Annotated in this window: 11 protein-coding genes; 4 read left to right on the top strand and 7 right to left on the bottom strand. The window is 35.8% G+C overall.

Annotated elements, in window-relative coordinates:
• Positions 1-67: 67 nt before the first annotated feature.
• From BUB95_RS04460 to BUB95_RS04450, 3 genes are all read left to right on the top strand, one after another.
• Entirely contained in the window at positions 68-1,141 is a 1,074-nt protein-coding gene (locus BUB95_RS04460) for a PA0069 family radical SAM protein (RefSeq protein ID WP_073083617.1), read from the top strand.
• 69 nt (positions 1,142-1,210) lie between these two features.
• Positions 1,211-2,521 (top strand): vanadium-dependent haloperoxidase, encoded by a 1,311-nt coding sequence (locus BUB95_RS04455; RefSeq protein WP_073083615.1) that lies wholly within the window; start codon positions 1,211-1,213, stop codon positions 2,519-2,521.
• 81 nt (positions 2,522-2,602) lie between these two features.
• The gene (locus BUB95_RS04450) at positions 2,603-5,890 is read left to right on the top strand and encodes a VCBS repeat-containing protein (protein ID WP_159432637.1); all 3,288 of its coding nucleotides are present in this window, start codon (positions 2,603-2,605) and stop codon (positions 5,888-5,890) included.
• 9 nt (positions 5,891-5,899) lie between these two features.
• Here the strand turns inward: BUB95_RS04450 and BUB95_RS04445 are convergent, their stop codons facing one another.
• Genes BUB95_RS04445 through BUB95_RS04435 form a run of 3 tightly spaced genes read right to left on the bottom strand, consistent with a single transcriptional unit; the run spans position 5,900 to position 7,758 of the window.
• A complete protein-coding gene (locus BUB95_RS04445; protein WP_073083612.1) occupies positions 5,900-6,550 on the bottom strand; it encodes an HD domain-containing protein in 651 nt (216 codons plus the stop codon).
• Complete coding sequence (locus tag BUB95_RS04440) at positions 6,547-7,287, bottom strand: lysophospholipid acyltransferase family protein (RefSeq protein WP_073083610.1); 741 nt, start codon at positions 7,285-7,287, stop codon at positions 6,547-6,549. The genes BUB95_RS04445 and BUB95_RS04440 overlap by 4 nt, the downstream gene beginning before the upstream one ends.
• Before the next feature lie 60 nt (positions 7,288-7,347).
• Complete coding sequence (locus tag BUB95_RS04435; RefSeq protein WP_073083608.1) at positions 7,348-7,758, bottom strand: BrxA/BrxB family bacilliredoxin; 411 nt, start codon at positions 7,756-7,758, stop codon at positions 7,348-7,350.
• 115 nt (positions 7,759-7,873) lie between these two features.
• On the opposite strand from BUB95_RS04435, the gene BUB95_RS04430 reads away from it, so the two are divergent.
• Positions 7,874-8,668: a TerB family tellurite resistance protein gene (locus BUB95_RS04430; protein WP_073083606.1), complete on the top strand. Its 795-nt coding sequence runs from the start codon at positions 7,874-7,876 to the stop codon at positions 8,666-8,668.
• Positions 8,669-8,673: 5 nt separating this feature from the next.
• On the opposite strand, the gene BUB95_RS04425 is transcribed toward BUB95_RS04430, so the two are convergent.
• The 4 genes from BUB95_RS04425 to BUB95_RS04410 form a co-directional block, all read right to left on the bottom strand.
• On the bottom strand, positions 8,674-9,834 hold the full coding sequence (locus BUB95_RS04425; RefSeq protein ID WP_073083604.1) for a metal ABC transporter permease: 1,161 nt from the start codon (positions 9,832-9,834) through the stop codon (positions 8,674-8,676).
• Positions 9,827-10,954 (bottom strand): metal ABC transporter permease, encoded by a 1,128-nt coding sequence (locus BUB95_RS04420; RefSeq protein ID WP_073083602.1) that lies wholly within the window; start codon positions 10,952-10,954, stop codon positions 9,827-9,829. The genes BUB95_RS04425 and BUB95_RS04420 overlap by 8 nt, the downstream gene beginning before the upstream one ends.
• Entirely contained in the window at positions 10,954-11,688 is a 735-nt protein-coding gene (locus tag BUB95_RS04415) for a metal ABC transporter ATP-binding protein (RefSeq protein ID WP_073083599.1), read from the bottom strand. The genes BUB95_RS04420 and BUB95_RS04415 overlap by 1 nt, the downstream gene beginning before the upstream one ends.
• 291 nt (positions 11,689-11,979) lie before the next feature.
• Positions 11,980-12,888 carry a metal ABC transporter solute-binding protein, Zn/Mn family gene (locus BUB95_RS04410; protein ID WP_073083597.1) on the bottom strand — a complete coding sequence of 303 codons (909 nt, stop codon included), beginning with the start codon at positions 12,886-12,888 and terminating at the stop codon, positions 11,980-11,982.
• Positions 12,889-12,890 lie beyond the last annotated feature (2 nt).

The raw sequence follows: 12,890 nt of genomic DNA, 5'->3' as shown, positions 1-12,890 counted from the left end.
ATTAACAGTCTTAAGGCAGAATTACGTCTAATTTTAGAAGTCCATTTCTAAGGAGTCTAAAGTTAGTATGAGTGATACATCTGTAATAAAAGGTCGCGGCGCACAACATAATAGTCACAATCGTTTTTTGGAGTTGTCTTATGAAATGCGTGACGATTTCTTAGAATTTTGCCATAAAGAAGGTGAGATTGCAGATAAAAACAAGACGCAATACCTCAATGTTTTTCCAAAAACTATAGTCAACAAAGTGACCAGTCCAGATGTGGGCATGGCCTATTCAATGAATATGTATCAAGGTTGCGAGCATGGCTGTATTTATTGCTACGCACGTAACAGTCATGAATTTTGGGGTTATAGTGCTGGCCTAGATTTTGAGCGTAGAATTTCGGTCAAAAAAGACGCTCCAAAACTACTTGAAGCACTCTTGAAAAAGAAAAGCTGGAAGGCCCAAACTATTGTTATGTCTGGCAATACAGATTGTTATCAGCCTGCCGAGAAGCAGTTTCAGCTGACTAGAAAATGTCTAGAAGTTTTCTTAAAGTACAAACATCCTGTAGGCATAATTACCAAGAATAGTCTCATTCTTCGCGATTTGGATTTGCTAAAAGACTTAGCAAAAGATAATCTCATAGGTGTCAATATTTCAATTACGTCTTTATCCGAGGATACTAGACGAATTTTAGAACCCAGAACAGCAACTATTAAAAAACGATTAGAAACCGTTCAGGTTTTGAGTGAAAATGGAATCCCCGTAAATGTGATGTTAGCGCCAATAATTCCATCTATAAATAGTCATGAAATCTTACCAATGGCTAAAAAAGTGTCTGAATTAGGTGCTTTAAGTATTGCACATGCCATTGTAAGACTTAATGGTGCTATTGGAGAACTATTTACGGATTGGATTAGAAAAACTATGCCTGATAGAGCCGATAAAGTATTGCATCAAATTCAAGATTGTCATGGAGGTACGCTTAATGAAAGCAGATATGGGAAGCGTATGCGTGGCGAAGGCCATATCGCAAAGCAAATAAACGACACTATAAAGTTGGCCAGGCTTAAGTATTTTGAAGACAAATCAATGCCTAGACTAAATAAGGAACTTCATGAACAATACAAAAACGGACAACTTAAATTGTTTTAGATCTCAAATCCCGAGCAGTCTTGATTAGTTTGAATATTTAAGTATATTTAGTCGATTAATCAACTAAAAATGAAATCAAGACTTTTTGCCCTTTTTATTACTGTTCTTCTGTTCTCTTGTAAAAACGATACAAAACCTAACGCTCAAGTTTTTCAAACATCAGATTTAAACGATGCCAACACCGTTTTGTTAGAAGCAGTTATGGAAGATGCGTTTACGCCACCAGTGGCAAGTCGGATATATGCTTATGCGTATTTAGCACATTATACAACGTTGCAAAGCATGCATCAAGATAGTTTAGCAGAAATTACAACAAAAATAAATGGTTTAGAGGATTTTAAGATTTCAAAGCGAGATGATGTAAATCCAGAATTAGCCTCACTTTTAGCATTTTCAACTATTGGTAAAAAACTCATTTATTCAGAGCACTTTTTTGAAGATTTAACCGATAGCCTTAAAACAAAGGCAGCACGTTTGGGACTTTCAGAATTAGCGATAAAGAACTCTGAAGATTACGCTTTAGAAGTTTCAAAACAGATAAGCAATTGGATAGATAAAGACATGTATTCCGAAACACGGACTTATCCACGCTTTACAAGTACAAAACAACCTGAAAATTGGAGAGAAACACCGCCAGATTACGCTACCGGATTAGAACCGCATTGGGATAAGCTAAGACCTATGGTTATAGATAGCGCTAATATCTTTAAGTATAAGCCTTTACCAACATATAGCACTGATGAGAATTCAGATTTTTATAAAATGGTCTACCAAGTTTATGAAGCGGTGAATAATAAGACGGGAGACACCGAAAAAACCGCTTGGTTTTGGGATTGTAATCCTATTATGACGGTACATAAAGGGCATATGGTAACGACCATTCACAAATTCACGCCGCCAGGACACTGGTTAAATATTATCAATCAGATTTCCTCTAAAGAAAATTCACATTATTACACCACGACCAAAGCCTACACATTGACTTCCATGGCGATGTTCGATGCTATTATAGCTGCTTGGCACGTAAAATACAAAACTGATTTAGTGCGTCCTGTGACTTTTATACAAGAGAATATAGACCCAGAATGGACACCTGTTTTGCAAACACCACCATTTCCAGAATATACAAGTGGACATAGTGCAACGTCCGCTTCTGCAGCAGAAGTTTTATCATCTATATACGGAAAAGATTATAGTTTTACAGATAATACCCAACTGCGTTTTGGATTGGAACAGCGAACCTTCAATTCCTTTAGAGAGGCTGCAAACCAGGTCAATATGAGTCGTTTTTATGGAGGTATCCATTACATGCAAGGCGTCGAAGAAGGTGCAAGGCAAGGTCGTGAAATCGCAAATTTAATTATGAAAAAATTACAATAGAAGATGACGAGGTTTTTGAGGTATTTAGGATTTATAATTTCAGTGTTGATGTGTGTTAATTGCAATGAAGATAAGCAACAAGTGAAGACTGATTCAAAACCAAATACTGAAAAAAAGGAAATCAACAAACAACCACCTCTTTTTACATATTTAGAACCTTCGGAAACAAATATTTCATTTAGAAATGATATTGTCGAAACGGATAACTTAAATATTATCACTTACGAGTATCTCTATAACGGCGGTGGTGTGGCAGTAGGAGATATTAATAATGATGGATTAGACGATATTTATTTTACAGGAAATACGGTAAGTGATAAACTTTATCTCAACCAAGGGAACTTTAAATTTAAAGATATCACACTTTCTGCAAAAGTCGGCGGAGGTCAAGGCTTTAAGACAGGCGTAACCATGGCAGATATTAATAATGACGGGTTATTGGATATTTACGTTTGCAAGTCTGTTTCTAGTCAAGATGAATTGAGAAAAAATGTACTCTACATTAATAATGGCGATTTAACCTTTACAGAAGCAGCTGAAGCTTATGGACTTACAGATTCAGGATATTCAGTACAGGCTTATTTTTTCGATTCTGATGGAGATAATGATTTAGATGTTTATGTTCTTAATCATCCACGAAAACTTAAAGAAGCAAGCGTTATCAAGATAGCTCGAGATGAAAAAGGTAAAATCTCACCAGCTGTACCAAGCGACTTCACCAATTTATCCAATAGATTTTACGTTAATAATGGCAAAGGCTTTAAAGACGAATCTGAAAAAGCTGGAATCTTAAATGATGCTTTTAGTCTTAGTGCTGTTATTGGGGATTTTAATAACGATTTTAAGCCCGATATTTATGTGTGTAATGATTACATTAAGCTAGATAGACTTTTAATCAATAAAGGGAAAAATAGTTTTGAAGATAAAATAGATGAATATTTCAGTCATACCTCATTCTCTTCTATGGGTTCTGACTTTGCAGATATTAATAACGATGGTAACTCGGATTTGCTCACTCTAGATATGGCGCCAAACAAAAATGACCGCCGAAAAATGATGATGATGATGCAGAATTACGACAAGTTTGAAAAAATGGTTAAATACGATTATGGGACGCAATACGCCTCAAATATTCTTAATATAAGTAATGGAAATGACACGTTTTCAGATATTTCATTTTTAAACAATATTGCTCAAACCGAATGGAGTTGGAGTGTGCTTTTAGCAGATTTTGATAATGATGGTCTAAAGGATGTTCACGTCACTAATGGCTACATGCGTGATATTACCAACAATGATTACTCAAGATATAAAATGGACGAGCTTCAGAAGAAGCTCAATACTAAGCAAATCACCTTAAAAGATTGGGTTGAAGAAATTCCAAGCATTCCAGTTTCGGCCTTTCTTTTTAAGAATAAAGGCTCTAATAACTTTGAAGATATTTCCGAAGTTTGGAATAGTGGGAAACCTACGTTTTCTAACGGAGCAGCGTATTCAGACTTAGATAATGATGGTTATTTAGACGTCGTCGTTAATAATATTAATGATGTTCCATTCATCATGAAGAATAATGGAAAACAACAATTAGAAAACAATTTTTTATCTGTTGATTTTGAATATGAAAAAGGAAAAGTATTTACAGGGACAATAGGAAAGCTAACCTTATCTAACGGTGAAACAATTACAGAATCCTATAACCCTACAAGAGGCTTTTTGTCCTCTTCACAGCATAAACTACATTATGGAATTCCAGAGGGAGTAGTTGCAGAGAAATTAGAAATTATATGGCCAGATAAGGGCATGCAAATTATCGAAAAGCCAGAGTTAAATAAGTCTATTACCGTAAAACGAAACCCTACTTCTGTATTCAAGGAAGCGTCTATAAATGCCAAGTTTTTTGAGGATAATTCAGCCGTGTTAGGCAAAGGATTTTCACATATAGAAAATGAGTTTATAGACTTTAAAAGAGAACCTCTGTTACACCACAAGCTAAGTGAAGAAGGACCAGCAGTTGCTATAGCAGATGTTAATGGCGATGGTTTCGAAGATGTTTATCTCGGTGGAGCAAAAGATTTCTCAGGAAAATTATTTTTACAAACTAATTCAGGTAATTTCAGCAAAAAGGAGATATTAGATTTTGAAGTCGATAAAACCCACGAAGATACTGATGCTGTCTTTTTCGATGCTAATGGCGATGGAAATTTAGACCTATATGTTGTGAGCGGAGGAAACGAAACTAAAGCAAATACACAGAACTATTTAGACCGTATGTATTTTGGTGACGGAAAAGGAAACTTTAGTCGTATCCGCAATGTCATGCCAACTATTTTAGAAAGTGGCTCGGTAGTAAAAGTTCATGATGTTGATGGCGATGGTCAGCAAGATATTTTTGTAGGTTCTAGAGTAAAACCTGGACGCTATCCAGAAACACCAAAAAGCTATATTCTTAAAAATGAAAATGGCTCGTTTAAAGAAACTACAATTCAATGGGGAAAGGATATTTCTAATATTGGTATGGTCACTGATGCAGAATTTGCAGACCTAGATAATGATGGTATAAAAGAATTAATTGTTGCTGGTGAATGGATGCCAGTTTCAGTATTTAAATTTGAAAATGGGACTTATAGAAATAGAACCACAGATTATGGCTTAGATAATAAAATAGGCTGGTGGAACTCCGTAACAATTGCAGATATTAATGGCGATAGTTTTAAGGATATTATTGCTGGAAACTTAGGCTTAAACTCAATATTTAAAGCCTCGGATAGTGAGCCTGTGGAGCTATATTATAAAGATTTTGATCGTAACGGAAGTTTAGATCCAATAATTACAACGTATAATGAAGGTGTAAGTTACCCACTTCATAATCGTGATCGTGTTTTAGACCAAATGGCGTTTCTAAAAAAACGTTTTACGCGTTATGCGCCATATTCTAATGCAACGATGACAGATATTTTTACACCGCAGGAGCTTCAGAATGTAAAGATTTTAAAAGCTAATGACTTTAAGCATTATCTGTTTATTAATGAAGGCGGAAAACGATTTAAATCGCAACCTCTCCCGTCCGAAACACAAATCTCAGTACTTAATGATGCTGTAATTATTGACCTTGATAAAGATGGAAATAAAGATATTATCACAGGCGGAAATTTCTATGGTACAGATGCCGAGTATGGCAGATACGATGCTTCCATTGGCGCAACATTATTAAATAGGGGCAATTCTAATTTTGAAGCGGTAATGCCATCAGAAAGTGGATTAAAAATACGCGGGAATGTTCAGCACCTTAAAGCAATTTCAGTTAATGGAGCGCGTCACGTTTTAGTTATAAGAAATAATGATAGTGCGAGTTTAATTAATATTAAGTAGTAAAAAATCTCATAGTTTTCCTTCCCACTCCGAATAAAACTGTGTGAGGTATAACTCCATAAACTGATGGCGTTTTTCTGCAATCTGCTTTCCAGTTTTAGTATTCATTTTATCTTTTAAAAGCAATAGCTTTTCGTAAAAATGATTGATTGTGGGAGCTTTGGAAGATTTATATTCTTCTTTAGACATCTTGAGGTTAGGCTTAATTTCCGGATTATACAACGCCCTATTTTTAAAGCCACCATAATTAAAACAACGTGCAATACCAATGGCACCAATAGCATCCAAACGGTCTGCATCTTGCACAACTTCAAGCTCTTTTGAGGTAAATTTCACTCCAGTGTCTAGTGAGTTTTTAAAAGACATATTTTCGATAATAGCAACGACGTGTTCTATAATCTTGCTGTCTACATTTTCTTTAAATAAGAATTCTCGAGTCTTTCTTGGACCTACAGTTTCATCACCATCATAAAACTTTGGGTCAGCTATATCATGAAGTAGAGCTGCAAGAGAAACAATTTCTATATCTACATTTTCAGTTTTAGCAATTAGTAAAGTGTTTTTGTAAACACGCTCAATATGAAACCAATCATGTCCGCCTTCAGCATCTTTAAGCTCAGTTTTTACAAAGCTTATGGTATTTTCTATGAGTTGGCTCATTTTTCTATAACAGCTTTTGTAATGGTTTCTTCAAGTTGTTCTATAAGTGCTTCTTTATCATCAAATGTATTCAATTCTAAAGGTTGATGCACTGTAAATTTTATATGTGCTCCTAATCCCATAGGGAACTTTCCGTAGCGTAACGTTTTCCATGAGTTATTTATAGTAATTGGTAAAACTACAGCATTTGGTGCATTAGCAAACATGGTTAAAAGGCCTTTGGCTTTAAATGGTTTTGGTTTTCCTGTTCGACTTCGTGTACCTTCAGGAAAAATCACAGCAGCCCAATTATTCTTTGTAATACGTTTTGCAAAATCCTTAATAGCAGTAATTGATTTTAGAGGCTCTTTTCGGTCTATTAAAACAGAGCCGCCATGTTTTAAATTATAAGAAACACTTGGTATGCCTTTTCCTAATTCTTTTTTACTCACAAATTTTACATGATGTTTGCGCAAATACCATATTAGAGGTGGAATATCGTACATGCTTTGATGGTTAGCCACAATAATTACAGGACGTCCTACCTCAATTTTATGAGGGTTATTAAAACTAAAGCGTGTACCCAAAATATTAAGACAGCGCATTAAAAAAAACTGTAACCAATCTACACTCACCTTATGCGCTTTATAACCAAAGACATTAAAGCAAAACCATTGTATAGGATGAAATACAACAAGGGTTAAACCAAAACATAGAAAGTATAAAACAGTAAGTGGATAGGCTAAGAGTTTCATCATGCAGTAAAAATAAAAAACCCTGACGATAAAAGTCAGGGTTTAAATTTATGTTTTTAATGTTTAGCAATACTCATTGTATGCGTCCATTAAATTTTCCGCAATCAATTCTGCAGGACGACCTTCGATGTGGTGACGCTCTAACATATGTACTAATTCTCCATCTTTAAATAATGCCATACTTGGCGAGCTCGGAGGAAAAGGAACCATATATTCTCTAGCTTTGTTTGTAGCTTCTCTATCTACACCTGCAAATACAGTTACTAAGTTGTCTGGACGTTTAGCATTCTGTAAACTCATGCGAGCGCCAGGTCTAGCATTTGCTGCGGCACAACCACAAACCGAATTTACAACCACAAGTGTTGTTCCTTCTTTTGCAATAGCACTATCAACAGCTTCTGTTGTATGTAATTCTTCAAAACCAACATTGGTTAAATCCTCACGCATTGGTTTTACTAATTCTGGTGGATACATATTTTTTAATTTTTAATTATCAAGTTGAGTTGCAAAGATACCAAATGTGTAACAAAACAAGGTGACTATACACTAACAAATAGTATATTTATGCATTCATAAAATCTATGATAGAATGAGTTTTTCAAAATGGATAGGTGCCGCAATAGGATGGTCTTTCGGAGGACCAATTGGTGCTATAATTGGGTTGGCTTTAGGAAGTATAGTCGATAATGCCGCAGATTCTAGTCCGCTATTAGGCGAGCGTCAAGCAGGGAAAAAGCGTAGACGCGACCCTTATAAGCAACCAACATATCAAAGGAGACAACGAGAGCAACGCGCACAAACCCGTTCTGGAGATTTTGAGGTAAGCCTTTTAATTTTAGCTTCAGTAGTTATTAAAGCCGATGGAAAACAAGATCAGCGTGAGCTCGATTTTGTGCGTCAGCAGTTTACCAATATGTATGGTAAAGACCGTGCAAATATGGCGTTTCGATTGTTTAAAGGTATAACCAAGCAAAATATTTCTACACGTCAAGTCTGTATGCAAATAAAGCAGATGATGGACCACGCTTCACGTTTACAATTGCTTCATTTTTTATTCGGTATTGCAAAAGCAGATGGATTAGTGACTCAAGACGAAATTAAACAGATTTATACCATAGCAGGTTATTTGGGAATTAGTAGTCGTGATTATGAAAGTATAAAAGCCATGTTTTACAATAGCACTAATAATGCTTATAAGATTTTAGAAATTGAAAAAACAGTTTCTGACGATGAGGTAAAGCGTGCCTACCGTAAGATGGCGAAAAAGTATCATCCAGACCGTTTAAGTCATTTGGGTGATGAGCATCGCGAAGGCGCCGAAGAAAAGTTTAGGCAAGTGCAAGAAGCTTACGAACATATCCAGAAAGAGCGCGGGTTTAAGTAAACCCGTTATCCTCTAAACAAAAAGAAGTCATCCTTCATGTCTTCAATTTGTGCATCTTTATTAGTGATAATATAGTCGATAGCTTTAGATGTAAAGGTTTCACCTTTTTCTGTTAGGGACACGACATCATTTTCAATATGAATCATGTTATTTTTTTTGGCTAATTCTAAAACTTTTGTTGCTCTTACTTTCTGCCAATTGATGTGTTCTCGAAGGTGATTCACATGGCGTTCTTCAACTTCATTATGATTTTGAAGGTGAAGTAAAAATGTGATGAGAGACACTTCTGCACGCTGTTGTTTTTCGCGATACATTACGGCAATTATACCTTTGCTTGGTGCAAACAAATACACCATTAAAAACAGTAAGCCTAAAGTTGTGGTTATAGAACCAGCGATGGAAGTATCTAACCAATGCGCAACCCAATAACCCAAAATGGCACTAAATACACCAAAACAAACTGATAGCATAAGCATTTTCTTTAAATCTGTTGTCAATAAATAGGCAGCTGCGGCAGGCGCAATCATCAAGGCTACAACTAAAATAGCACCTACAGCATCAAACGCGCCAACCGTTGTTACCGATGAAACTGACATTAATCCATAATGAATAATCGCTGGAGAAAAACCTAAAGATGTTGCTAAGCCTTTATCAAACGTGCTGACTTTTAATTCCTTAAAAAACGCAAATAAAAGTATTAAAGTAATGAGTAAGATTACACCGATAATCCATAAAGATTTTGGTCCAACGTCCATGCCATTGATAATCAGTCTATCGAATGGAGCAAATGCCAATTCGCCCAGCAAAACGGCATCAACATCAAGATGGACATCGTTGGCGTTTTTGGCAATCATAATAACGCCGACACTAAACAACGCAGGAAAAACGAGACCAATCGCCGTATCTTCTTTTACCAAGCCTGTTTTCTGAATATATTCTACTAAAACTACAGTTAATATTCCTGAGAGCGCAGCCAAAACAATCAGTAAAGGCGAATTTAAATCGTGCGTTATAAAAAAACCTATTACTATTCCTGGCAAGATGGAATGACTTATAGCATCACTAATCATGGCCATTTTTCGGAGAACCAAAAACGTTCCTGGAATAGCACAAGCTATGGCAACTAAACTGGCAATAAGTTGTATTTCTATTTGAGCGCTATTCATCGTCGTTTGTTTGCTGGTTATATAAATTTGCTGCGGTTGAATAGCCTTTTTTTGTCATGCTCCACATATTGCCTTCCAAAGTCACAAAGCCTTTGTCAACCAATTTTTGGAGTGTTCCTTTAGTGTAACCTTGAAAATTATTGAGGATTTTAATGGTATGCGGATGCGAAATATCTTCATGGGTTTCCGCAATTTGATGCATAAAAGCTAAGGTTTTATTCAATTCTAAATCACGTCTATTTTTTATGAAGCGAATTTGTTTAAATAGTAGCCCACGACTTGGTGAAAAGACAAAAGATATAATAACAAATACGGCGGCAACCAAAACAATAACAGGTCCGGTTGATAGATTATTCTGACTCGCACTAACTGCCGTTCCAAATACACCAGAAAACGCACCAAAAATGGCAGCCAGAAACACCATTTTTGCCAAGCTATTGGTCCATTGTCGAGCTGCAGCAGCAGGTGCTAAAAGCATGGCACTCATCAACACAACACCAACAGTTTGTAATCCTAAAACAATAGCTAAAACAATAAAACTGGTAATTAATATATCGATGGTTTTGGTATTAAAACCAAGTGTTTTTGTGTAATCTGCATCAAATAATAGGATTTTGAATTCTTTCCAGAATAATAATAAAACAATAACGCAAAGTCCAGTAACCATGGTCATGAGCCAAACATCACTTTCTACCAAAGTGGCCGCTTGCCCAAATAAATATTTGTCTAATCCTGCTTGATTGGCATTGGGTTGCTTTTGAATGAATGTGAGTAACAACATTCCAAACCCAAAAAACAATGAGAGAATTAAGCCTAAAGCAGTATCAGATTTTAAGTGTGTTTTTTTGATTATACCACGTATCCAGAATGTGCCAATTAAACCACTTACTAAGGCCCCCAACAATAACGTATTTGTGTCTTTCGCACCTGTAATTAAAAAGGCAATAGCAATTCCAGGTAGTGCAGCGTGAGAAATGGCATCGCCGAGAAGACTTTGTTTTCGCAGTACAGCAAAACTACCAAGCATTCCGGTTACGGCACCAAGAATGGCTGTTCCCAGAGTAATGGTTCTCAAAGTGTAGTCGGTGAAAACGAGTTCTATGTATTCTAGTAAATCCATTATTCTTGGATACTCACTTTATAATTAATACCGTAGGTTTTGGTTAAATTATCATCATTAAAAATATCCTTAACTGGTCCAGTGGCGATTTTCTTTACGTTTAAAAACGTTACCCAATCGAAATATTCGGGTACGGTTTGTAAATCGTGATGAACGACAATTACTGTTTTTCCTGCTTTTCGTAATTCTTTTAGAATGTTTATTATGGCTATTTCCGTTGTGGCATCAACACCTTGAAACGGCTCATCCATAAAATAAATCGATGCATTTTGAACTAAAGCACGTGCTAAAAATATACGTTGTTGTTGTCCACCTGAAAGCTGACTGATTTGTCGGCCTTTAAAAGGTAACATACCTACTTTTTCTAAAGCTTCAAGTGCCGCTTTTTTCTGTTTTTGTCCTGGTCGTTTTATCCAGCCTAAACTTCCGTATGTTCCCATCATCACAACATCCAATGCTGTTGTTGGGAAATCCCAATCTACACTTCCTTTTTGAGGTACATAGGCTACAAGTTGACGTTGTTTTTCGTATGGTTTATCGTAGATACTAACACTACCTGCAATGGGTTTTAGTATACCTAAAATAGATTTAATAAGTGTAGATTTTCCTGCGCCATTAGGACCAACTATAGCCATAAGTACGCCTTCAGGGATTTCTAAATCGATATCCCATAATACAGGTTTGTAGTTATAAGCTACAGTAAGGTCATCTATTTTTACGGCTATCTTCTTCATATTTATTTTAATTTGTTCATTTTGTCTTGATACAAAACGAACCAAAAAATCACAATCAAAATGAGGAAATTGCTAAAGCACCATTCGCTTTCAGAACTGCGTGCCTGAGGCTTTGCCTCGCACCTTCGTTCTTTCGCTCTTTATTTCTGCATTTTGATGTTTTTCGACTATGTCGAAATTTAGTACATTAATTTTTACTTATTTGTTGTTTTATTCAATGTTTTTCACAATTTAGCTTCCTGCTTCCTGCTTCCTGCTTCCTGCTTCCTGCTTCCTGCTTCCTGCTTCCTGCTACTTCAATGCATTAACAATTGTATTCACGTTGTATTTAAACATGCCAATGTAAGTGCCTTCTAAAGTTCCAGCATTTCCTAAAGCATCGCTGTAAAGTGTACCTCCAATTTCAACGTCGTGGTCTTTTGCTTTTACAGCTGCCACTAAAGCTTCAATCGTTCGTTTTGGCACAGAACTTTCAATAAAAATAGCTTTGATTTTATTTTCTATTATGAATTCTGCTAACTTTCTTACATCTTTTACACCAGCTTCTGTTGCTGTGGATAAACCCTGTAAGCCAACCACTTCAAAATCATAATTTTTCCCAAAATAATTGAAGGCATCATGTGCTGTTACCAAGATGCGTTTTTCTTTTGGAAGTGCATTAATTACCGATGAAACTTCAGACTCTAAAGCCGATAATTTGGCTAAATAGTTCTTTTCGTTTTCAATATAATTCACTGCGTTTTTCGGGTCTTTTTCAGACAATGTTTTAGTGACTTGTTTTGCAAATTGCTTAAAAAATTCAATATTAAACCAAACATGTGGATCGTAATTAGAGGCAAAATAATCGGAACCAATTAATTGAGATTTGTCTAGATTTTCGCCTAAGGCAACTTGAGTTTTATTGCTGCGCTCCATCTTTTCGAACACTTCAACAAGCTTTCCTTCGAGATGTAAACCGTTGTAAAAAATGATATTTGCATTAACTAATTTAGTAACATCACCTTCACTGGCTTTATATAAATGCGGGTCAACACCGCTTCCCATTAATCCTTCAACTTCTATAAAATCGCCACCAATATTTTTTACCAAATCGGTAATCATTGTAGTTGTTGTCACAACTTTTAATTTCCCATTGGTTTGGGTATCGTTTTTGCATCCAAAAACGAGAGCTATAGCTAAAATATATATTAATTTTTTCATTG

Origin of the sequence: Winogradskyella jejuensis (assembly GCF_900129745.1) — a bacterium.
In the GTDB taxonomy this organism is placed as follows: Bacteria; Bacteroidota; Bacteroidia; order Flavobacteriales; family Flavobacteriaceae; genus Winogradskyella; species Winogradskyella jejuensis.
Note: the sequence above shows the minus strand (reverse complement) of the source record. Positions and strands in the feature narration are given on the sequence as shown.

What these genes read in the sequence shown, in the direction of transcription:
- BUB95_RS04420 (WP_073083602.1), bottom strand. Translation starts at nt 10,954, where the DNA reads ATGGATTTACTAGAATACATAGAACTCGTTTTCACCGACTACACTTTG.
- BUB95_RS04410 (WP_073083597.1), bottom strand. Translation starts at nt 12,888, where the DNA reads ATGAAAAAATTAATATATATTTTAGCTATAGCTCTCGTTTTTGGATGC.
- BUB95_RS04415 (WP_073083599.1), bottom strand. Translation starts at nt 11,688, where the DNA reads ATGAAGAAGATAGCCGTAAAAATAGATGACCTTACTGTAGCTTATAAC.
- BUB95_RS04455 (WP_073083615.1), top strand. Translation starts at nt 1,211, where the DNA reads ATGAAATCAAGACTTTTTGCCCTTTTTATTACTGTTCTTCTGTTCTCT.
- BUB95_RS04440 (WP_073083610.1), bottom strand. Translation starts at nt 7,287, where the DNA reads ATGATGAAACTCTTAGCCTATCCACTTACTGTTTTATACTTTCTATGT.
- BUB95_RS04430 (WP_073083606.1), top strand. Translation starts at nt 7,874, where the DNA reads ATGAGTTTTTCAAAATGGATAGGTGCCGCAATAGGATGGTCTTTCGGA.
- BUB95_RS04435 (WP_073083608.1), bottom strand. Translation starts at nt 7,758, where the DNA reads ATGTATCCACCAGAATTAGTAAAACCAATGCGTGAGGATTTAACCAAT.
- BUB95_RS04460 (WP_073083617.1), top strand. Translation starts at nt 68, where the DNA reads ATGAGTGATACATCTGTAATAAAAGGTCGCGGCGCACAACATAATAGT.
- BUB95_RS04445 (WP_073083612.1), bottom strand. Translation starts at nt 6,550, where the DNA reads ATGAGCCAACTCATAGAAAATACCATAAGCTTTGTAAAAACTGAGCTT.
- BUB95_RS04425 (WP_073083604.1), bottom strand. Translation starts at nt 9,834, where the DNA reads ATGAATAGCGCTCAAATAGAAATACAACTTATTGCCAGTTTAGTTGCC.